Source organism: Streptomyces sp. NPDC005722 (genome assembly GCF_040630935.1).
Taxonomy (GTDB): Bacteria; Actinomycetota; Actinomycetes; order Streptomycetales; family Streptomycetaceae; genus Actinacidiphila.
The window spans coordinates 31,985-51,694 of sequence record NZ_JBEXYN010000044.1; the positions used below are offsets into that span (position 1 = coordinate 31,985).

At 73.1% G+C, this 19,710-nt stretch carries 19 protein-coding genes and 1 riboswitch; of the genes, 14 read left to right on the top strand and 5 right to left on the bottom strand.

Translation table 11 applies throughout. From position 1 onward, the window contains the following. The first annotated feature begins 1 nt into the window (after position 1). From pcaH to ABZ479_RS33835, 5 genes are all read left to right on the top strand, one after another. Positions 2–784, top strand: a complete 783-nt coding sequence (gene pcaH / locus ABZ479_RS33815) for a protocatechuate 3,4-dioxygenase subunit beta (RefSeq protein ID WP_500465128.1) — start codon at positions 2–4, stop codon at positions 782–784. Next, positions 781–1,353 carry a protocatechuate 3,4-dioxygenase subunit alpha gene (pcaG, locus tag ABZ479_RS33820; protein ID WP_500465129.1) on the top strand — a complete coding sequence of 191 codons (573 nt, stop codon included), beginning with the start codon at positions 781–783 and terminating at the stop codon, positions 1,351–1,353. The genes pcaH and pcaG overlap by 4 nt, the downstream gene beginning before the upstream one ends. Then, the gene (gene pcaB, locus ABZ479_RS33825) at positions 1,322–2,770 is read left to right on the top strand and encodes a 3-carboxy-cis,cis-muconate cycloisomerase (RefSeq protein WP_500465130.1); all 1,449 of its coding nucleotides are present in this window, start codon (positions 1,322–1,324) and stop codon (positions 2,768–2,770) included. The genes pcaG and pcaB overlap by 32 nt, the downstream gene beginning before the upstream one ends. Before the next feature lie 151 nt (positions 2,771–2,921). After that, a complete protein-coding gene (gene pcaDC / locus ABZ479_RS33830) occupies positions 2,922–4,097 on the top strand; it encodes a bifunctional 3-oxoadipate enol-lactonase/4-carboxymuconolactone decarboxylase PcaDC (RefSeq protein ID WP_500465131.1) in 1,176 nt (391 codons plus the stop codon). Positions 4,098–4,105: 8 nt separating this feature from the next. Then, positions 4,106–5,287: a 4-hydroxybenzoate 3-monooxygenase gene (locus ABZ479_RS33835; protein WP_500465132.1), complete on the top strand. Its 1,182-nt coding sequence runs from the start codon at positions 4,106–4,108 to the stop codon at positions 5,285–5,287. Here ABZ479_RS33835 and ABZ479_RS33840 read toward each other — a convergent pair. Beyond that, positions 5,284–5,979: an alpha/beta hydrolase gene (locus ABZ479_RS33840; RefSeq protein WP_500465133.1), complete on the bottom strand. Its 696-nt coding sequence runs from the start codon at positions 5,977–5,979 to the stop codon at positions 5,284–5,286. The two genes, ABZ479_RS33835 and ABZ479_RS33840, sit on opposite strands and share 4 nt — an antisense overlap. Positions 5,980–6,189: 210 nt before the next feature. Between ABZ479_RS33840 and ABZ479_RS33845 the strand changes: the two genes are divergently transcribed. Continuing rightward, positions 6,190–6,984 (top strand): SDR family NAD(P)-dependent oxidoreductase, encoded by a 795-nt coding sequence (locus ABZ479_RS33845; RefSeq protein WP_500465134.1) that lies wholly within the window; start codon positions 6,190–6,192, stop codon positions 6,982–6,984. 96 nt (positions 6,985–7,080) lie between these two features. On the opposite strand, the gene ABZ479_RS33850 is transcribed toward ABZ479_RS33845, so the two are convergent. Further along, positions 7,081–7,653, bottom strand: a complete 573-nt coding sequence (locus ABZ479_RS33850) for a TetR/AcrR family transcriptional regulator (protein WP_500465135.1) — start codon at positions 7,651–7,653, stop codon at positions 7,081–7,083. Positions 7,654–7,844: 191 nt separating this feature from the next. Here ABZ479_RS33850 and ABZ479_RS33855 point away from each other — a divergent pair, with 191 nt between their 5' ends. From ABZ479_RS33855 to ABZ479_RS33865, 3 genes are all read left to right on the top strand, one after another. Beyond that, a complete protein-coding gene (locus tag ABZ479_RS33855; protein ID WP_500465136.1) occupies positions 7,845–8,555 on the top strand; it encodes a molybdopterin-dependent oxidoreductase in 711 nt (236 codons plus the stop codon). Beyond that, positions 8,539–9,177 (top strand): cytochrome b/b6 domain-containing protein, encoded by a 639-nt coding sequence (locus tag ABZ479_RS33860; protein WP_500465137.1) that lies wholly within the window; start codon positions 8,539–8,541, stop codon positions 9,175–9,177. Before ABZ479_RS33855 ends, ABZ479_RS33860 begins: the two co-directional genes overlap by 17 nt. A 253-nt stretch (positions 9,178–9,430) precedes the next feature. Next, positions 9,431–9,880, top strand: coding sequence for a phospholipase (locus ABZ479_RS33865; protein ID WP_500465138.1), 450 nt, complete (start codon positions 9,431–9,433; stop codon positions 9,878–9,880). A 63-nt stretch (positions 9,881–9,943) separates the two neighbouring features. On the opposite strand, the gene ABZ479_RS33870 is transcribed toward ABZ479_RS33865, so the two are convergent. Continuing rightward, positions 9,944–10,441 (bottom strand): peptidylprolyl isomerase, encoded by a 498-nt coding sequence (locus ABZ479_RS33870; protein WP_018562386.1) that lies wholly within the window; start codon positions 10,439–10,441, stop codon positions 9,944–9,946. A gap of 93 nt (positions 10,442–10,534) precedes the next feature. Between ABZ479_RS33870 and ABZ479_RS33875 the strand changes: the two genes are divergently transcribed. Then, a complete protein-coding gene (locus ABZ479_RS33875; RefSeq protein ID WP_500465139.1) occupies positions 10,535–11,167 on the top strand; it encodes a GNAT family N-acetyltransferase in 633 nt (210 codons plus the stop codon). Between the two features lie 64 nt (positions 11,168–11,231). Here ABZ479_RS33875 and ABZ479_RS33880 read toward each other — a convergent pair whose 3' ends face one another. Beyond that, positions 11,232–12,239: an aldo/keto reductase gene (locus tag ABZ479_RS33880; protein WP_499603056.1), complete on the bottom strand. Its 1,008-nt coding sequence runs from the start codon at positions 12,237–12,239 to the stop codon at positions 11,232–11,234. Positions 12,240–12,871: 632 nt separating this feature from the next. After that, positions 12,872–13,063: riboswitch (cyclic di-AMP (ydaO/yuaA leader) on the top strand. Between the two features lie 2 nt (positions 13,064–13,065). On the opposite strand from ABZ479_RS33880, the gene ABZ479_RS33885 reads away from it, so the two are divergent. The 3 genes from ABZ479_RS33885 to ABZ479_RS33895 all read left to right on the top strand — a co-directional run bounded on the left by ABZ479_RS33885 (position 13,066) and on the right by ABZ479_RS33895 (position 17,394). Further along, positions 13,066–14,217, top strand: a complete 1,152-nt coding sequence (locus ABZ479_RS33885) for a transglycosylase family protein (RefSeq protein ID WP_500465140.1) — start codon at positions 13,066–13,068, stop codon at positions 14,215–14,217. 208 nt (positions 14,218–14,425) lie between these two features. Beyond that, positions 14,426–15,241, top strand: a complete 816-nt coding sequence (locus ABZ479_RS33890) for an SAM-dependent methyltransferase (protein ID WP_500465141.1) — start codon at positions 14,426–14,428, stop codon at positions 15,239–15,241. Further along, complete coding sequence (locus ABZ479_RS33895; RefSeq protein ID WP_500465142.1) at positions 15,238–17,394, top strand: putative bifunctional diguanylate cyclase/phosphodiesterase; 2,157 nt, start codon at positions 15,238–15,240, stop codon at positions 17,392–17,394. Before ABZ479_RS33890 ends, ABZ479_RS33895 begins: the two co-directional genes overlap by 4 nt. Here the strand turns inward: ABZ479_RS33895 and ABZ479_RS33900 are convergent. Beyond that, entirely contained in the window at positions 17,391–18,191 is an 801-nt protein-coding gene (locus ABZ479_RS33900; protein ID WP_500465143.1) for an alpha/beta fold hydrolase, read from the bottom strand. The genes ABZ479_RS33895 and ABZ479_RS33900 overlap by 4 nt on opposite strands. 132 nt (positions 18,192–18,323) lie before the next feature. Between ABZ479_RS33900 and ABZ479_RS33905 the strand changes: the two genes are divergently transcribed. Further along, complete coding sequence (locus tag ABZ479_RS33905; protein WP_500465144.1) at positions 18,324–19,664, top strand: aminotransferase-like domain-containing protein; 1,341 nt, start codon at positions 18,324–18,326, stop codon at positions 19,662–19,664. Positions 19,665–19,710 lie beyond the last annotated feature (46 nt).

A 19,710-nucleotide genomic window follows, 5' to 3' on the forward strand; every position in this document is an offset into this window, starting at 1 on the left:
CATGAGCAGCCCCCTCACCCAGGGTGAGGTCTCCGCGGAGATCGCCGACGAGCGCGCGGCCTACGCCGAGCGCCTCGCCGGCGGCGGCGTCGCGCAGGACCACCCGGACCGGGGCTACGCCCCCTACCGCAGCAGTGTGCTGCGGCACCCCAAACGGCCGCTGGTGGCCGCGGGGGCGGCGGCCGGCGACCCCGAGGCGGTCGAACTCTCCGGGCCGGTCTTCGGCGTCACCGACGTCACCGCCCTCGACCACGACCTGACGCGGCAGCACCGGGCCGAGCCGCTGGGCGAGCGCATCAAGGTGACCGGGCGCGTCCTGGACCGCGCGGGCCGCCCCGTACGCGGGCAGCTCGTCGAGATCTGGCAGGCCAACGCCTCCGGCCGCTACGCCCACCAGCGCGACGACCACCCCGCCCCGCTGGACCCCAACTTCACGGGCGTCGGCCGCACCCTGACCGGGGACGACGGCTCCTACGAGTTCGTCACCGTCAAACCCGGCGCCTACCCCTGGCGCAACCACCTGAACGCCTGGCGCCCGGCCCACATCCACTTCTCGCTGTTCGGCCCGGCGTTCACCCAACGCCTGGTCACCCAGATGTACTTCCCCGGGGACCCGCTCTTCCCGTACGACCCGATCCTGCAGTCCGTCACCGACGACGCGGCCCGCCGACGGCTCGTCGCGACGTACGACCACGACCTGTCCACCCCCGAATGGTCGCTCGGCTACCGCTGGGACATCGTCCTGGACGGCCCGGCCGCCACCTGGATCGAGGAGGGCCGATGAGCGGCGAGCCGGCGGCCCCCACGCCGTCGCAGACCGTCGGCCCCTTCTACGGCTACGCGCTGCCCTTCCCCAAGGGCGGCGACCTCGCCCCCGCCGGGCACCCGGACACGATCACCGTCCACGGCTGGGTCTACGACGGCGCCGGCCTGCCCGTACCCGACGCGCTCATCGAGGTCTGGCAGCCCGCACCCGACGGCTCCCGCCACGGCGCCCCCGGCTCGCTGCGCCGCGACCCGGTCACCGGCGCGGTCCTCGGGCGCGACGGACTGACGTTCACGGGCTTCGGGCGCGTCGCCACCGACGCGGACGGGCACTGGCTGATCCGTACGCTGCCGCCCGGCGGCGTGCCCTATCTGTCGCTGATCGTCTTCGCCCGCGGTCTGCTCCACCACCTGCACACCCGGGTCTACCTCGGCGACGCCGAGGGCGACCCGCTGCTCGGCTCCCTGGAGCCGGAACGGCGCGCCACCCTGGTCGCCACTCCGGAGGGCGGGCGCGTCCACCGCTTCGACGTCCGGCTCCAGTACGACGGAGTGCATGAGGAGACGGTTTTCCTTGCCTTCGACTGACCCCGCCGCGGACGTCGGCCTGCTCTCCCCGGTCCGGGCCGGATCGGCCGTCGAGGAGGCGACCGGGGACGCCGCCTATGTGCGGGCCATGCTCGACGCCGAGGCCGCGCTGACCCGGGCGCAGTCCACGCTGGGGCTCGCACCGGCCTCCGCGGCGGCCGCGGTGACCGCCGCCGCGGCCGAGTCCGGCCGGTTCGACGCGCGCGACCTGGCGCTGCGCGCCCGGTCCGGCGGCAATCCGGTGATCCCGCTGGTGGCCGACCTGACCGCGGCCGTGGGGGAGCGGGACGCGACGGCCGCCACCTATGTGCACCGCGGCGCCACCAGCCAGGATGTCCTGGACACCGCGGCCATGCTCGCCGCATATCGTGCGCTGCGCCCCGTCCTGGACGACCTCGCCGCCGCGGCGGAAGCGTTCGGGAGGCTCGCCGCGGAACACCGCGACACCCCGATGGCGGGACGCACCCTGACGCAGCACGCCGTCCCCACCACCTTCGGACTCAAGGCGGCCGGCTGGCGCGCCCTGGTCCTCGACGCGCACGACCGCCTGACGGCCGTCCGCGGCGCCCTGCCCGCACAACTGGGTGGCGCCGCGGGCACGCTCGCCGCGTTCGGCGCCTTCGCCGAGGCGGACTCCGCAGCCCCTGGCGCCGGCGACGCACCGGACGTGAGCGACGCCGCCGGTCCGGGACTGCTCGCCGCCTACGCCGCCGAGACGGGACTCGCGGAGCCCGCACTGCCCTGGCACACCCTGCGGACCCCCGTCGCCGACCTCGCCGGGGCCCTCGCCTTCACGGCGGGCGCGCTGGGCAAGGCCGCCGCCGATGTGCTGGTGCTGTCGCGGACCGAGACCGGCGAGGTCACCGAGGGTTCCGGCGGCGGCTCCTCGGCCATGCCCCACAAGGCCAACCCCGTCCGCGCCGCGCTCATCGCCGCCGCGGCCCGCCAGGTGCCCGCGCTCGCCGCCGTGCTGTACGGCTCGCTGGCCGCCGAGGACGAGCGTCCGGCGGGCGCCTGGCACGCCGAGTGGCAGCCGCTGCGCGAGGCCCTGCGCCTCGTCGGCGGCGCCGCCCGGGACGCCGCGGCACTCGCCGCGGGCCTGCGCGTCCACCCGCACCGCATGCGAGAGAACCTCGACGCGACCGGGGGGCTGGTGGTCACCGAACGCCTGGCCGCCGCCCTGACCGCCGTCATGGGCCGTGGCGAGGCCAAGTCCGCCCTCGCGCACGCCTCCAGGCGCGTCGCCGAGGACGGGATCACGCTCGAGGCCGCCCTCGCGCAGGACCCGGCCCTCGGCGGCCTGCTCCCCGGGGAGCGCCTCCGGGAACTCACCGACCCCACCCGCTACACCGGTCGCGCCGGCGCGCTCGTCGACCGCGCCCTGCGCCGCACCGGTCCCCCGGGGACGTCCGCATGACCGCCCACGCCCCCTTCCGCGAGCGGGGCCGATCGGGGTACCCCATGTCGGGGGGCCCTCGGACCCGGGCGGCCGCCGCCCCGGCCGCCGGGTCCGGAAAGGACGCCGTGACGACGCCGCACGCACCCGGCACCATCCGCGAGGAGCCCGCATGAGCACGCCGCACGAGGCCGTGGAACCGCGACTGCCGCACCACCGGGTGGACGGCGCCCCCGGCCTGCCCCCGCTGATCCTCGGCCCGAGCCTGGGCACCTCGCTCGCCGTGTGGGACCCGCAGGTCCCGGCCCTCGCCCGCGGCCACCGCGTCATCCGCTGGGACCTGCCCGGCCACGGCGGCTCCCCCGCCTCGCTGCTCCCCGGGGGCGGCACGGTCGCGGACCTGGGCCGCTCGGTGCTGGCGCTCGCCGACGCGCTCGGCGCGGGGCGCTTCGCCTACGCCGGCATCTCCCTCGGCGGCGCCGTGGGGACCTGGCTCGCGATCCACCACCCCGAACGGGTCGCCGCGCTCGCGATCGTGTGCTCCTCCGCCGACTTCGGCGACCCGGACGGCTGGCGGGAACGCGCCGCCCTGGTCAGGGACAAGGGCACGGGACCCGTCGCCGACGCCGCGGCCGGCCGCTGGTTCACCCCCGCCTTCGCCGGCGCCCCCGCCGCCGGCGCCCTCCTGGACGACCTGCGCGCCGCCGACCCGGAGGCGTACGCCACCCTCTGCGAGGCCCTCGCGGCCTTCGACGTACGTGCCGAACTGCCGCGGATCACCGCGCCCACCCTCGTCGTCGCCGGTCGCGGCGACCCGGCGACCCCGGTCGCGGACGCCCGCGTCCTCGCGGACGGCATCCCGGACGCGAGCCTCACCGAGGTCGCGCACGCCGCCCACCTGGCCGGCGTCGAGCGTCCCGCCCCCGTCCTGGCGGCGCTCCTGCAGCACTTCGCCACCGAGCCGGCCGCCGACGACGGCGCCCGCCACACCGCGGGCACGGCCGTCCGCCGCGCCGTGCTCGGGGACGCGCACGTCGACCGGGCGGTCGCCCGCACCACCGCCTTCACCGCCCCCTTCCAGGACTTCATCACCCGCTACGCGTGGGGTGAGATCTGGACGAGGCCGGGGCTGAGCCGCAGCACCCGCAGCTGCATCACCCTGACCGCGCTGGTGGCCCGCGGCCACCTCGACGAACTGGCGATGCACGTGCGCGCCGCCCGCAACAACGGCCTGACCCGGGAGGAGATCCAGGAGGTCCTGCTCCAGTCCGCCGTCTACTGCGGCGTCCCCGCGGCCAACGCCGCGTTCGCCGTCGCGAACCGCGTCCTCGAGGAAGAAGAGGAGTAGGAGAACACATGCAGCACCACACCACCGTCGGCATCATCGGCGCCGGCCCCGCCGGCCTCCTGCTGGCCCGCCTGCTCCACGCCTCCGGCATCGACTGCGTCGTCCTGGAGAGCCGTGAACGCGACTACGTCGAGCAGCGCCAGCGCGCCGGGATCCTGGAGCAGGGCACGGTCGACGTGCTGCGCTCCTCCGGCGCGGGCGAGCGGCTGGACCGCGAGGGCCTGGTCCACGACGGCATCGAGTTGCGCTGGAACCGCCGTTCCCACCGGCTGGACTTCCCCACGCTCACCGGGGGCCGGCGTGTGTGGGTCTACGCCCAGACCGAGGTGGTCAAGGACCTGATCGCCCTCCAGCTGAAGGACGGGGCGCCGCTGCTGTTCGGCGCCCACGCGCACTCCGTCGAGGGCGCCGACACCGACCGCCCGGTGGTCCACTACCGCCACGGGGGCCGGGAGAAGACCCTCACCTGCGACTACGTCATCGGCTGCGACGGCTTCCACGGCGTGACGCGGGCGGCGGTCCCGGAGCACGCCCGGCAGACGTACGAGCGGGTGTACCCCTTCTCGTGGCTGGGCATCCTGGCCGACGTCCCGCCGTCCTGCGAGGAGTTGATCTACGCGCACTCGCCCCGCGGGTTCGCGCTGCACAGCATGCGCTCCGCCGAGGTCGGCCGGCTCTACCTGCAGGTGCCGAACGGCACCGATCCCGCGGACTGGTCCGACGCGCGGATCTGGGACGAACTGGACGCCCGTTTCGCCGTCGACGGGGACTGGAAGCTGGAACGCGGCCCGATCACCTCGAAGGCCGTGCTGCCGATGCGGAGCTACGTGACCGAGCCGATGCGCTGGGGCCGGGTCCTGCTCGCCGGGGACGCCGCGCACATCGTGCCGCCGACCGGCGCCAAGGGGCTCAACCTGGCGGCCGCCGACGTCATCGTGCTGGCCCGCGCGCTCGCCCACCTGAAGGAGACCGGCTCCACCGCCCTGCTCGACGCCTACTCGGACACCTGCCTGCGCAGGGTGTGGCGCGCCGAGCACTTCTCCTGGTTCATGACCACGACCCTGCACACCGACCCGGCGCAGAGCGACTTCGACACCCGGCTGCAGATCTCCCAGCTCGACCGGATCGCCGCCTCCCCGCACGCGGCGGCCGAACTCGCGGAGAACTACGCGGGCCTGGAGATCGGCTAGGCCAGGGCGAGTTCGTGCCGGACGAGCCGGGCGAGCTCGGAGGGCCGGGACAGGAAGGGGGAGTGCGAACTCGCCAGGCGCAGTGTCCGGTCGGCGCGCCGGGCGAAGACCTCCTGGACGGGGGGCGGGAGGGCGTGGTCCGCCTCGCAGACGACGTAGGTGCTGGGAATCGTCCGCCAGGCGACCGAGGTCAGCTCCTGGGTGTTGGCGACGTAGGACTGGTAACCCATGGCCGCTGCCGCCTCCTCGGCGAGGCCCCGGTCCACGTCCGTGTAGAACACGTCGACCGGGTCCGCGACGGTGAGGAAGTCGCCGGTTCCTTCCTGCCGGTGGAACTCCCACCACGAGGCGGGTTCGCCACCCACGCTCGACAGCAGGGAGTCGCCCGTGTCGAGCTGGAACCCGGCGAGGTAGACGATGCTCTTGACCCGGGCCGCCCCGGCGAGCGCCTGGGTGGTGGGGATGCCGCCGTAGGAGTGCGCGACGACGACCACGGGCCCGTCGACGGCTTCGACCGCGGCCCTGACGGCGGCCGCGTCGGAGTACATGTCGCCCAGCGCAGCGGGGTCGTCGCCGCACGAGGTGAGGGCCACGGTGCGGACGTCGACGTCGGGCAACTCGTCGACGAGGAGTCGCAGGTGCTCGGGCTTGTGCCAGGCTCCGGGCACCAGCAGCAGCGACGGCAGGGTCATGCGGACCTCACTTCACGTGGCGCCTCATCTGGGGTGGGTCGTTCGCCGGGCGCGTCCTGATCGCGTTCCCATCTAAAGGGTGTGCGGTCCGCGCGGCGACTGATCCTCGCGGCGTGTCCCATGCGCTGGGCCTGGCGTTGGACGCGTGCGCGATTCTTAGATTATGTTAGCCATCTAAATTCCGTGCGTGACCAGGAAAGAGGGATGACCATGTCCACACCGAATGCCGGGACGGCGCTCGTCACCGGAGCGACCGCGGGTCTGGGCGCCGCCTATGCCGAGGAGCTGGCGTCGAGGGGCCGCGACCTGGTGCTCGTCGCCCGCGACCAGGCGCGGCTGGAGTCCGCCGCGGCCGGCCTGGCGGAGCGCTACGGTGTGGAGGTCTCGGTGCTGAGCGCCGACCTGGCCACCCCGAAGGGCATGCGGAGCGTCGAGGACCTCCTGGCGGCCGACTCCTCCATCGACATGCTGGTGAACAACGCCGGCAGCGCCCTGTTCGGCCCCCTGTCCGCGGCGGACCCGGACCGGCTGGAGTCGCTGATCACGTTCAACCTGACCTCCGCCACCAGGCTCGCGGCCGGCGCGGCGAAGGCCTTCGCCGGCCGGGGCACCGGCACGATCGTCAACGTCTCGTCCGCCCTCGCCCTCAACATCCTGCCGGTGAGCGCGGTCTACAGCGGGACCAAGGCGTACATGATCGCGTTCACCGAGGCCCTGGCGCAGGAGTTCGCGGACTCCGGCGTCCGGGTGCAGCTCCTGGTGCCGGGAGCGCTGGAGACGGCGATCTGGGACGGCTCGGGCATCGAACTGGACCAGCTGCCCAAGGAGGCCGTCATGACGCCCCGCGACGCCGCGCGGGCCGGGCTCGCCGGTCTCGACGCGGGCGAGTCGGTCACGATCCCCTCGCTGGCGGAGCTCGCCAGGTGGGAGGAGTACGAGAACGCCCGCCGGGAACTCGTCCCCGGTCTGTCGCTCACGCACCCCGCCGGGCGCTACGCCGGCTGACACCGGCGTCGGGCATCCCCGTCTCCAGGGGCCGGGGGCAACCGCCTCCGGCCCTTCGGCGTTGCATATGTGCCGCCCTGCGGGGGCGGCCGGACGTCAGCCGGCCGCCGGCCGAGTGCCGTCGGCGGTGTTCGCCGCCGCTGTGTGCGCGGCGTTGAGAATCCGTTCCGACAGAGGCGTGCCCGCGGTGGCGCGGGCGAGGAGGATGCCGCCGACGAGGGTGGCGTAGGCGGCCAGGCCGGCCTCGCCGGGCGCTATCCACGCCGCGACTTCCTCGACGCCTTCCGCGTAGGTCTTCCGGTGCTCGGGCCGGCGGGCGACGTCGCCGGCGAAACCGGCCCCGGGGCAGCCGTCGCCGGGGTCGTCCCGGTGCTCGACGGAGCAGTAGGTGTCGAGCAGCGACCTCAACGCCGCCTGGTGTCCGCCGTTCTCCTCTTCCAGGGCCTCGAGGTCCCGCAGGTTGTCGGCGAAGGCCTTGGCGGTCGCCTCGTCGACGAGCGCGGCTTTGGAGTCGAACTGCTTGTAGAAGCCGCCTTGTGTGAGCCCGATGGCCTTCATGACGTCCGCGATGCCGACCGAGGCCACACCGTTCTCACGGAAGAGCCGGGCGGCTGCCGCCACCACCCGTTCCCGGTTGGCCTTTGCCTCCGCCTGCGATACGCGACTCATCCTGCGCCTTCCGTAGTGCCGCCCGCCGTCCGGCGCGTCCACCGGTCGTGATGACGGCCGGTGGACGGAAACCGGACACTTAAGATTATGCCTGACGTCTATCGGTCGCGCAGGTGCCGGACCTATTACGCCCTCCTTACGCAGCGCCCCGGCGCACCGCAACCGTGCCGCACGGGATTACCGTGAGGGGCATGGAAGACAAGGGCACGCCGGTCGGCCGGCGCGTGGTGCTCGGGATGCTCGGGCTGGGCGCCCTGGGGGTGGCGTTCGGCAGCCGCGCGCAGGACGGCCTGGACTCGGCGCTCTCCCAGGTGGCGGGGAAGGACCCGACCGGGCTCAGCGGACTGCTCCCCGGGGGCGGCGGCTTCCGCATCTACAACGTGGCGAACTCCGTCCCCCACCGGGACGCGACCGACTACCGCCTCACCGTCTCCGGCCTCGTCGACCGGGAGGCCACCCACACCCTCGCCGACCTGCGGGCGATGCCGCAGACCCGGCTGGTGCGCGACGTGCAGTGCGTGACCGGGTGGCGTGTGCCCGGCACGCCCTTCGAGGGGGTGCGGCTGTCCCACCTCCTCGACCTCGCGGGGGTGCGGGACGGTGCCGGGGCCGTCCGCTTCGCCTGCTTCGACGGGGTGTACAGCGAGAGCCTCACCCTCGAACAGGCCCGCAGGGACGACGTCCTGGTCGCGCTGAGGATGCAGGACAGGCCGGTCACCACGGCCCACGGCGGCCCCGTGCGGCTCTACGTGGCGCCGATGTACTTCTACAAGTCCGCCAAGTGGCTCTCGGGCATCGAGGTCACCCCGGACGTGCGCCCCGGCTACTGGGAGCGCTACGGCTACGACGTCGACGCCTGGGTCGGCCGATCGAACGGACGCAGCGATGACCCGACGTCCTGAGCGGGTGCGCCGGTTCACGCCCGGCGAGCGCCGGGTGCACCGGGCGACGGCCGCGCTGATGCTCGTCTGCCTCGTCACGGCCGCGGCCCTCTACCTGCCGCCGCTCGCCGAACTCGTCGGCCGCCGGCGGCTGGTGGTCACCGTCCACGAGTGGTCCGGCATCGCCCTGCCGCTGCCCGCCCTCCTGGGTCTCGCCTCGCGTGCCTTCCGGCGCGACCTGCGGCTGCTCAACCGGTTCGCCTCGTACGACGGGGGCTGGTTGCGCGACGCACTGCGCCGCGTGCCCCGCGACCGGCGTACGGCGGGCAAGTTCAACGCGGGGCAGAAGCTGTACGCGTCCTTCGCCGCGGGTGCGGTGCTCGTCATGCTCGGCACCGGGCTGCTGATGATGTTCCCGCACCTGAGCGGCGTGGTGTGGCGTACCGGAGCGACCTTCGTCCACGACTGGCTGGCCCTGGCGGTGGCGACCGTGGTGGCGGGCCACCTGTGGATGGCGGCGGGCGACCCCGAGGCGCGGCTGGGGATGCGCACCGGGTTCGTCACCCCGGAGTGGGCCCGCCGTCATCATCCGCGCTGGGAGCACCCGGAGCCGGTGGAGCCGGGCCCGCCTGACGCCCCGTAGGGGAAGCGTGCAGGCCGTGGGGCCCGCGGGGAACTGAACCAGACCACGGTTTCAGCCTCTTGACGTGCCGTCGACGATCGCCGTCGGCGGCGCGTCGTCATGTTCATGCAAGTTTTGCCATCCGGCGTCTACTCGCATAGACCGCCGCGGCTCCATCCTGGCTTCGCACACCAGTACCACCCGTTCGATTCCGCATCCGGTTGCACCCCCATGCCCGCGCGTCACAACGCGCCCGTCAGTGACTGGAGTCCCCATGCGCCGAATCACGACCGGCTTCGCCGCCACCGCGGTCGCCGCCGTCGCCACCGTCGTCCTCGCCGTCCCCGCCCAGGCCGCCCCCGCCGACAAGGCCCAGGTGCTGGCCAGTTGGACCCAGACCAGCGCCTCCAGCTACAACACCTGGTGGTCGGCCCGCGGCAACCAGGGTGCCTGGGCCGCCTACGGCTTCGACTGGTCCACCGACTACTGCAGCAGCTCCCCGGACAACCCGTTCGGCTTCCCGTTCCAGAACTCCTGCGCCCGGCACGACTTCGGCTACCGCAACTACAAGGCGATGGGTGCCTTCTCCGCCAACAAGAGCCGTCTCGACAGCGCCTTCTACGAGGACCTCAAGCGCATCTGCGCGAACTACGGCGGCGCCACCGCGACCGCCTGCAACAGCACCGCGTGGACCTACTACCAGGCGGTCAAGGCCTTCGGCTGACCCGCGGAACACGGCGGCCCGGCACCGGGAGCTCCGGTGCCGGGCCGCTACCGTGGGACAGGGTCAGGCGACCGTGCCGGACTTGGCGATCTCGATGCGGGCGCTGGTGGCGCCGGTGCGCGAGCCGAGCGACTCGACCTTCTTGACGACGTCCATGCCCTCGACGACCTCGCCGAAGACCACGTGCTTGCCGTCGAGCCAGTCGGTGACGATCGTGGTGATGAAGAACTGCGAGCCGTTGGTGTTCGGGCCCGCGTTGGCCATGGAGAGCTGGCCGGGCTTGGTGTGCTTGAGCTGGAAGTTCTCGTCGGCGAACTTCTCGCCGTAGATGCTCTTGCCGCCGGTGCCGTTGCCGGCGGTGAAGTCGCCTCCCTGGAGCATGAAGTCGGGGATCACGCGGTGGAAGTGCGAGCCCTCGAAGCCGAAACCGTGCTCGCCGGTCGCGAGCTCACGGAAGTTCCGCGCGGTCTTGGGGACCACGTCGTCGAACAGGGTGAACACGATCCGTCCGGCGGGCTCGCCGTCGATCGTGATGTCGAAGAACACGTCGTTGCTGTTCATGCCCCCATTTTCGCATCCTGGGACCCGGGCCTCCGACACGCCCCGCGGAAACGCGCTTGACGGGCGGCCCGGCCGGACAGCACGATCCGGGGCATGCCCGAACCCGTGATCTTGGAAGGCAGGCACGTCCGCCTGGAACCGCTGAGCGGAACCCACACGGACGGGCTGCTGCGCGCCGCCGGCGAATCCCGCGACACCTACGCCTTCACCAAGGTGCCGGACGACCGTGAGGCGATGGCGCGCTACATCGAGGAGGCCCTCCAGGAGCAGGCGACCGGGGCCTCGCTCCCCTTCGCCGTACGGGACGTCCGGCGCGACGCGTTGATCGGCTCCACCCGCTTCCTCGACCTCGACTACTGGACGGCCACCCCCGCCTGGCCCGCGGGCCGCTCCGTGCCCCGCACCGGCGCGGTGCCCACGGTCGCCGAGATCGGCAGCACCTGGCTCGCCGCGTCCGCCCAGCGCACCCCCTGCAACACCGAGGCGAAGCTGCTGCTGCTCACCCACGCCTTCGACGTGTGGGGTGTGCTCCGCGTCACCTTGAAGACGGACGCGCGCAACGCACGCTCCCGGGCCGCCATCGAGCGCATCGGCGGCCGCTTCGAGGGCATCCGCCGGGCCCACACCCTCGCCGTGGACGGCACCGTCCGCGACAGCGCGTACTACTCGATCCTCGCCGGGGAGTGGCCCGGCGTGCGCGCCGCACTGGAGGCCCGGCTCGGCTGACCCGGCACCGACGCGCAGGGGCCGGCTCCCGCCGGAGCCGGCCCCTGCGCGCGGAGAGCCGCCGTCACGGGATGCGGACGCCCGCCTCGGCCGAGAGGCGGTCGATCTCGGCCAGCTCGTCGGCGCCGAGCGGGCCCGCGTCGAGCGCGGCGAGGTTCTGGTCGAGCTGGGCGACGCTGCTCGCGCCGATCAGTACGGAGACGACCCGCGGGTCGCGCAGCACCCAGGTCAGCGCGAGCTGGGCCAGCGTCTGGCCGCGCTCCCCGGCGAGCTTGTTGAGGGCGTGCAGGAGGCCGAGCTTCCGCTCGGTCAGGGCGTCGCGCTTGAGGAAGTGGCCGAGCGCCATCCGGGAGTCCGCCGGCACACCGTCAAGGTAGCGGTCGGTGAGCTGGCCTTGGGCGAGCGGCGAGTACGCGATGAGGGCGGTGCCGGTGTCGCCGACGGCGTCGAGGACACCGTCCTCCGGGTCACGCTGGAGGATGCTGTAGGCCGCCTGGTGGATGAGCAGCGGGGTGCCCAGTCCGCGCAGGATCTCGGTGGCGCGGCGGTGCGCCTCCGCGGGGTAGTTGGAGATGCCGGCGTAGAGGGCCTTGCCCTGGCGGACCGCGGAGTCCAGGGCGCCCATGGTCTCCTCCAGGGGCGTGTCCGGGTCGAAGCGGTGCGAGTAGAAGACGTCCACGTGGTCCAGGCCCATGCGGCCCAGGGACTGGTCGAGCGAGGACAGCAGGTACTTGCGGCTGCCCCATTCGCCGTAGGGGCCCGGCCACATGTCGTACCCGGCCTTGGTGGCGATGAAGAGCTCGTCGCGGTAGGGCCGGAAGTCCTGGGCGAAGAGCGTGCCGAAGTTGGCCTCGGCCGAGCCGGCGGGCGGGCCGTAGTTGTTGGCGAGGTCGATGTGGACCACGCCGCGGTCGACGGCGCGGCGAAGCACCGCGCGCTGGTTCTCCAGCGGCGAGGTGTCGCCGAAGTTGTGCCACAGGCCCAGGGACACGACGGGCAGCAGGACCCCGCTGCGCCCGGTCCTGCGGTATTCCATCGAGGCGTAGCGGTCGTCGGCGGCGAGGTAGGGCACGCGAGGGCTCCTGGGCGATGTAAGAAAATGTGCGGGATTGGGAGGCTACCGTCGGCGAATCGGCGCTGTCACGTGAGTTCATCGGACGCGGCCCGCCGTCCGCCCGCTGTTGTCGCCCCGCCGCGGGGGCGGTTGTGGCGCACACCACACCAACGGCGGCGCGTGAACCGCGCATCCGGGAATCGCCGGCCGCCCCCGTCGGTTGGACGGGGGGTGCCCGTTCGGGCGGGCGGTCAGGGCGGCGCGGTCGGGGGCGGGTTGAACCACAACAGGTCCCGCCTTATCCGGCATTTAAGTGTCTAACCGGACATATGCGCCCACAGTGCATGCGTAGGCAATCGGTACGTGATGGGTGTCACGTGCCGGTCACGCAACGGAAACCGCGGGCGACGCATCGTCCACTTTTCCCGCTGAATTTCACCGGGCGATATCGGCTGATTACCGTCGGCCAAATTTTCGCCTACGCAGAGCGGACACTTCTCACGTAAAGTCACGGATGCGAATGATCGACTTGCGGTCCGCCGGGGGGCGTGATTCCGCTCCTTGCTCCGGAACGATTCCGTCGTTTAGCTTCCAGATCTCGCAGGACAAATGCCTGCGAGATTCTTCCGGGCGGAACGCCTAGTCCTGCCGCCGCCCGGACGCCGGATGACAAGACCGCACGGCAGGAGCGGGGGACCCAGGTAGTTTGCCGTTCCCGTTGGTCTCGGGACGGCTAGGGGTGAAGTCGCAGCGACATGCCTTCATGTGGCGTGCCATTTTGCGGCCGGGCATCTCCAGCCCGAACCCGACAGCTTACCTCGCAGGCGTCGGAGAGGAATTCGGCATGCCCGGTAAGGGAAAGCACCGTCGTCCGCGGAACACCCGTATCACCCGAATCAGCGCGCTGGCCGGCACCACCGGTGCGGCCGTGGCGCTCCCGATCGTCGGTGCCACCGGTGCCCACGCCGCTCCCGTGAGCGTCTGGGACAAGGTCGCGGCCTGCGAGAGCACCAACAACTGGTCCATCAACACCGGTAACGGCTTCTACGGCGGCCTGCAGTTCACCCAGAGCACCTGGGCCGGCTTCGGCGGCACGAAGTACGCGCCGCGCGCCGACCTCGCGACCAAGGCGCAGCAGATCGCCGTCGCGGAGAAGGTCCTGGCGACCCAGGGCCCGCAGGCCTGGCCCGTGTGCGGCCCCAAGGCCGGTCTGACCAAGGCGATGGCCGACCCGTCGGCCACCCCGGAGAGCGTCTCCGGCACCGCGGCGAAGCCCGCCGCCAAGCCGGCCGCTCCCGCCGCGAAGGCCGAGGCGCCGAAGTCCTCCACCAGCGCGCCGAAGAGCGCGGGCGGCTCCTACAAGGTCGCCGGCGGCGACACCCTGTCCAAGATCGCCGGCGCGCAGTCGGTCGAGGGCGGCTGGAAGCAGCTCTACGCGGACAACGAGTCGGTCATCGGCGGCAACCCGAACCTGATCTACCCGGGCCAGGTCCTGTCGCTGGGCGAGAAGGCCGCCACCAAGGCCGCGCCGAAGGCCGCGAAGGCGGCCCCGGCCGCCAAGCCGGCCGCCGTCAAGGCGGCCAGCGCCTCCGGCTACACCACCCCGCTCGACCGCGTCACGCTGGGAACCGCCTACCACCAGGCCGGTGCCATGTGGTCCAAGGGCTACCACACCGGTGTCGACTTCATCGCCTCGACCGGCACCAAGGTGAAGTCGATCGCCTCCGGCACCGTGGTCTCCGCGGGCTGGGGCGGCTCGTACGGCAACCAGGTCGTCGTCAAGCACGCCGACGGCCGGTACTCGCAGTACGCACACCTCTCCTCGCTGTCGGTCTCGGCCGGCCAGTCGGTCTCCGCCGGCCAGCAGCTGGGTCTGTCGGGCGCCACCGGCAACGTGACCGGTCCGCACCTGCACTTCGAGGTCCGCACCACCCCCGACTTCGGCTCCGACATGGACCCGCTGGCGTACCTGCGCGCCCACGGCGTCAACGTCTGATCGAACCGATCCACCGTCATCCGGCGGTAAGCGTGTGCCCTGTTCCCCTCTTGTCGGGAGCAGGGCACATGCCTTTGGTCTGTGACCGAAAACGGATCGAATATTTCCATTTCTTGTTCTTCTCGAACGGTCGGTCAGTAGCCTCTGACGCACGTGGTCGTGTCCACGACCACTCGTCCCGATCGCCGACCACGAGCTGGAGCCGTTGATGGAGCGTCCCGCCTGGGCCCCCCATGGCATCGATCTTTCCGTGCCGAGCGTGTCCCGGATCTACGACTACTACCTGGGCGGCTCGCACAACTTCGAGGTCGACCGGGAGGCCGGACGGCGGGCCATCGAGGCCTTCCCCGGGCTGCCGAAGATCATGCAGGCCAACCGCGCCTTCATGCGCAGGGCGGTGCGCTTCGCCGTCGGCCAGGGCATCACGCAGTTCCTCGACATCGGCTCCGGCATCCCCACCTTCGGCAACGTCCACGAGGTCGCCCAGGCCGCCAGTCCCGGCGCCCACGTCGTCTACGTCGACCACGACCCGGTCGCCGTCGCCCACAGCCGCGCGGTGCTGGAGGGCAGCGACGCCGCCGCCATCGTCGCCGCCGACCTGCGCTCGCCCCGCGACATCCTGGACAGCCCCGAGGTGCGCGGGCTCATCGACCTGGAGCGCCCCGTCGCGCTGCTGCTCGTCGCGGTCCTGCACTTCCTCGAGGACGCCGACGAACCGGCCAAGGCCGTGGCGGAGCTGCGCGACGCCCTCGCCCCCGGGAGCCTGCTGGTCGTCACCCACGCCTCCGTCGAGGGAGGCCCGCGCGCACCCGAGGAGGGGGAGCGGGTCGAGAACGTCTACCGCAGCGCGAGCTCGCCGCTGATCATGCGCTCGCGGGCCGAGGTGGAGCGCTTCTTCGACGGCTTCGACCTCGTCGAACCCGGCCTGGTCTCCCCGCCGTTGTGGCGCCCCGACGGCACGGACGACGACGAGCTCGACCCGGTCGTCTTCAGCGGGTTCGCGGGCGTCGGCCGCAAGGCGTGACGGTGACGAGAGCCCCCGGCCCGGAGCCGGAGCCCGCCGACAGCCTGCGGCGCTTCGCGATCATCTGGAGCCGGGCGATCTACCCGGCCACCGCCACCTCCATGACGCGCGGCGAGTTCGAGGAGTACCTGCTCCCGCTCGCCGCGCGTCTCAACGCCGCCCTGCGCGCGCAGCCCTTCGACCCCCGACCGGCCGCGGAGGTGGGCGCCGCGCTGGTGGCGGCGCACTGCACCGACCCCCAGGCGCTGGCGCGGATCCTCGACGTCGTCGACGCCTACCTGCTCCTGTACTGCCCGCCCGGCCCCGCCCTCCCGCCGGAGGAGAGCCGCACCCGCTGCAACCGCCTGCAGCACTGGGTGGCCGCGGGATACGCCCGCGCCCTGCAGGAACGCACGCGGACGGAGCAGGAGGCGCTGTCCCGCGCGGCGCTCGCCGCCCGGGCCGCCACCGAACATGCCCTGTACGAGAGCGAGGTCCGCTTCCGCGCGGTCTTCCAGGACGCCTCCATAGGCATCGGCATCGCCGACATGGACGGCCGCGTCCTGGACGTCAACGCCGCCCTCACCACCATGTTCGGCGGCCTGGAACGCCACATCCGCAGCAGGAACGTCTACGACTGGGTGCACCCCGACGACGCCCCCGAGGTCTGGGAGATGCAGCGCCAGCTCAACCGCGGCGAACGCGACCACTACCGCATCGAGAAGGCCTACTACCGGCCCGACGGCACCGCCCTGTGGACCAACCTGACGGTCTCCCTGCTGCGCGACGCCGGCGGCACCCCGCAGTACATGCTCGCGCTGATGGAGGACATCACCGAGGAGCGCCTGCTCAGCGAGCGGCTGCGGCACGAGGCCACCCACGACGCGCTCACCGGACTGGCCAACCGCAACCTCTTCTTCGAGCGCCTGGAGCAGACGCTGAACGGCCCCGACGGCGTCGGCGTCGGCGTCTGCTACCTCGACCTGGACGGCTTCAAGGACGTCAACGACAGCCTCGGCCACGCCGTCGGCGACCGCCTCCTGGTCGCCGTCGCCGAACGCCTCGAGGCCTGCGTCACCTCACCCGACCAGCTCGTCGCCCGCATCGGCGGCGACGAGTTCGCCGCACTGGTCGTCAACCCCGCCAGCCGCGCGGACATCACCGGCCTCGCCGACCTGATCCTGGCCGCGCTCGCCGACCCGATCCGGGTGGAGGGCCGCGACCTGTCCGTGCGCTGCAGCATCGGCATCGTCGAGGGCCGGGCCGGCTCCCTGGGCCCCGCCGAGGTGCTGCGCAGCGCCGACATCACGATGTACCGGGCCAAGGCCGCGGGCGGCAACCGCTTCGAACTGGCCGACCCGGACTCCGACGCGCGCGCCATCACCCGGCACGGGCTGACCAACCGGCTGCCGACCGCCCTGGAGCGCGGCGAGTTCTTCATCGAGTACCAGCCACTGGTACGGCTCGGGGACGGCAGCGTCCGCGGGGCGGAGGCCCTGGTGCGCTGGTGCCACCCGGTGCACGGGATCCTCGGCCCCGACCAGTTCATCCCGCTCGCCGAGAGCACCGGGCTGATCGTGCCGCTCGGCCACTGGGTGCTGCAGCAGGCCGCCTGGCAGGCCCGGGACTGGCAGTTCCCGCGCAGCGACGGCCATCCGCTGCGCATCAACGTCAACCTCTCGCCGGCCCAGCTCGGCCACCCCGGCCTCGTCCCGGAGACCCTCGCGGTGATCAAGGACGCCGGGCTGGAGCCGGCCGCGCTGTGCCTGGAGGTCACCGAGAGCGCCTTCATCGGCGCCGACGAGGAACTGATGCGCCCGCTGCGGGAGTTCGCCGAACTCGGGATGGCCATCGCCCTCGACGACTTCGGCACCGGCTATTCCAACCTGGCCTCGCTGCGCCGGCTGCCCATCACCACGCTCAAGCTCGACCGGTCCTTCACGCGCGGCATGCAGCAGCAGCCGGCCGATCCGGTGGACGTGAAGATCGTGGAGATCGTCGTCGACCTGGCGCACACCCTCGGGCTGTCGGTGACGGTGGAGGGCGTCGAGACCGGCGCCCAGGCCGAACACCTGCGGGCGCTGGGCTGCGACACCGCGCAGGGCTGGTACTACGCCCGGCCCGGCCCGCCCGACCGCCTCCACTCGCTCTCGCTGGTCGACACCACGACCTAGGCACACGTACCGAGGAACCCCAGCAGCGCGGCGTCGAACGCGTCGGGGCGCTCCAGGTTCGGCAGGTGCCCGGCGCCCTCGACGACCACGAGCCGCGAACCGCGCACGGCGGCGTGCATCGCCTCGGCCTCGGCGACCGGGGTGTACACGTCGTCCCGGCCCACCACGATCAGCGTGGGCACCCGGACCGCGGCCAGCACGGCCCCGTAGTCGGGTCGCAGGGCCCGGCCGCGCAGGGCGGCCGCCGCGCCCTCGGGGGAGGTGCCGCGCATCATCCGCAGCACGTGCGCGGCCACGCCGGGGAGCGCGGTGACGTTGCGGGGCGCGATCATCCGGTCCAGCACGTAGTCGGCGTAGCCGGACATCCCCTCCGCCACCAGCCGCTCCGCCATCGCCTCCCGGGCCCGCCGTCCCTCCTCCGTCTCGGCGCCCGGGAAGGTGTCGGCGAGCAGGAGCCCGGTCGTCCGCCCGGGGAACAGCCGTTGGAACTCCATGACGATCTGACCGCCCATCGACAGCCCGCCGACCACGGCCTCCGCGACGCCCAGGTGGTCCATGAGGGCGGCGAGGTCGCGCGCGAAGGTCTCCAGCAGGGTGATGCCCGGGACCACCTCGCTCGCGCCGTAGCCGCGCAGGTCCGGTACGACCACCCGGCGGCCGGCCGCGGCGGCGGCCACCTGCGGCGCCCACATCGAACGGTCGAAGGGATGGCCGTGCACGAGCACCAGAGGCGTGCCGGGACCTTCCCCCTCGTCGTCGTACGCCAACGTCACACCGTTGACCACAGCTGTTGCCACGGGGATCTCCTCGCCTCGAACGTGCCCGCTCCCGAAGGGGAGTTGGCCGCGATGCTAGGTTCCCCTGCCTGCTCGGTGCAATAGGATCTTTGCTCTCGGTGCAATGCAGGGATCGCCTCGAAGGAGGAACCGATGGACGACTACCGCACGGCCGCGGACGCCGTCGCCGCCGACATCGCCGCCGGACGCCTGCGTCCCGGCGACCGGCTCCCACCGCAGCGGACGTTCGCGCGGCGGCACGGCATCGCCAACTCCACGGCGATCCGCGTCTACACCGAACTCGCCCGCCGCGGGCTGGTCGTGGGGGAGGTGGGGCGCGGCACCTTCGTCCGTGCCGCACCGCCCGCCACGGGGCCCGCCCTCGCCGAGCCCTCGGCCCAGCGGATCGACCTGGAGCTGAACCACCCCGTCGCCGAGGGCCAGTCACGGCTGCTCGCCCCGGGCCTCGCCGCGCTGCAGCGCCCCGACGTCCTCGACGCCGCCCTGCGCCCGCTGACCGCCGCCGGCACCCCGGCCGCACGCGACACCTTCGCCGCGCTGCTCGCCCGCACCGGCCCGCGCCCCGACCCCGGCCGCCTGCTCTTCGCGGGCAACGGACGGCAGGCCATCGCCGCCGCCTTGGCCGCGCTCGTCCCGCCCGGCGGCCGGCTGGCCGTGGAGGCCTTCACCTACCCCGTGGTCAAGGCGCTCGCCGCACGGCTTCGGATCACCCTCGTGCCCGTCCCCGGCGACGAGCACGGGATACGCCCGGACGCCCTCGCCGAACTCCACCGCGACGCCCCGCTGCACGCCCTCTACACCCAGCCCACCCTGCACAACCCGCTCGGCGTCACCATGCCGGAGCCGCGCCGGGCCGAACTCGCCGGCACCCTCGGCCGGCTGGACCTGCCCGCCGTCGAGGACGCCGTCTGGGCCTTCCTCGCCCCGGACGCCCCGCCGCCGCTCGCGGCGTTCGCCCCCGACCGTGTGGTCCTGGTCGACAGCCTCTCCAAGCGGCTCGCCCCCGGGCTCACCGCAGGCGTCGCGCTCACCCCGCCGGAGCTGACCGCCCCGGTTTCCGCGGCCCTGCGTTCGGCGGGCGCGACCGCCTCCGGCTTCGCGCTCGCCGCCGCCTGCCGCTGGATCGGCGACGGCGCCGTGGACACGGTGGTGGCGGCCAAACGGCACGACGCGACGGCCCGGGCCCGCATCGCCGCCGAACGCCTCGCGGGGTTCTCCGTCACGGCCGATCCGCGCGCCTGCTTCTGCTGGTGGCGGCTGCCCGGACGCTGGCGCGCCGACACCTTCGTCGCGGCCGCCGCCCGGGAGGGCATCGCCGTCACCCCGGCCGCCGCCTTCGCGGTGGGCCGCGGCAGCGCGCCGCACGCCGTACGGATCGGTCTCGCCTCGCCGTCGCCGCAGGTCCTGGGCGAGGCGCTGGACGTCCTCGCCCGGATCGCCGGGGGCGGACCCGAGGACAATTGCGCCGACTGATCACAAGCGGCGGCGAATCCTAGCGAGTCGCCCGCACATGCCTCTG

What these genes read in the sequence shown, in the direction of transcription:
- ABZ479_RS33860 (WP_500465137.1), top strand. Translation starts at nt 8,539, where the DNA reads ATGACCCGACGTCCTGAGCGGGTGCGCCGGTTCACGCCCGGCGAGCGC.
- ABZ479_RS33890 (WP_500465141.1), top strand. Translation starts at nt 14,426, where the DNA reads ATGGAGCGTCCCGCCTGGGCCCCCCATGGCATCGATCTTTCCGTGCCG.
- ABZ479_RS33885 (WP_500465140.1), top strand. Translation starts at nt 13,066, where the DNA reads ATGCCCGGTAAGGGAAAGCACCGTCGTCCGCGGAACACCCGTATCACC.
- ABZ479_RS33835 (WP_500465132.1), top strand. Translation starts at nt 4,106, where the DNA reads ATGCAGCACCACACCACCGTCGGCATCATCGGCGCCGGCCCCGCCGGC.
- ABZ479_RS33850 (WP_500465135.1), bottom strand. Translation starts at nt 7,653, where the DNA reads ATGAGTCGCGTATCGCAGGCGGAGGCAAAGGCCAACCGGGAACGGGTG.
- pcaDC (WP_500465131.1), top strand. Translation starts at nt 2,922, where the DNA reads ATGAGCACGCCGCACGAGGCCGTGGAACCGCGACTGCCGCACCACCGG.
- ABZ479_RS33845 (WP_500465134.1), top strand. Translation starts at nt 6,190, where the DNA reads ATGTCCACACCGAATGCCGGGACGGCGCTCGTCACCGGAGCGACCGCG.
- pcaB (WP_500465130.1), top strand. Translation starts at nt 1,322, where the DNA reads ATGAGGAGACGGTTTTCCTTGCCTTCGACTGACCCCGCCGCGGACGTC.
- pcaG (WP_500465129.1), top strand. Translation starts at nt 781, where the DNA reads ATGAGCGGCGAGCCGGCGGCCCCCACGCCGTCGCAGACCGTCGGCCCC.
- ABZ479_RS33855 (WP_500465136.1), top strand. Translation starts at nt 7,845, where the DNA reads ATGGAAGACAAGGGCACGCCGGTCGGCCGGCGCGTGGTGCTCGGGATG.
- ABZ479_RS33905 (WP_500465144.1), top strand. Translation starts at nt 18,324, where the DNA reads ATGGACGACTACCGCACGGCCGCGGACGCCGTCGCCGCCGACATCGCC.
- ABZ479_RS33865 (WP_500465138.1), top strand. Translation starts at nt 9,431, where the DNA reads ATGCGCCGAATCACGACCGGCTTCGCCGCCACCGCGGTCGCCGCCGTC.
- ABZ479_RS33840 (WP_500465133.1), bottom strand. Translation starts at nt 5,979, where the DNA reads ATGACCCTGCCGTCGCTGCTGCTGGTGCCCGGAGCCTGGCACAAGCCC.
- pcaH (WP_500465128.1), top strand. Translation starts at nt 2, where the DNA reads ATGAGCAGCCCCCTCACCCAGGGTGAGGTCTCCGCGGAGATCGCCGAC.
- ABZ479_RS33875 (WP_500465139.1), top strand. Translation starts at nt 10,535, where the DNA reads ATGCCCGAACCCGTGATCTTGGAAGGCAGGCACGTCCGCCTGGAACCG.
- ABZ479_RS33870 (WP_018562386.1), bottom strand. Translation starts at nt 10,441, where the DNA reads ATGAACAGCAACGACGTGTTCTTCGACATCACGATCGACGGCGAGCCC.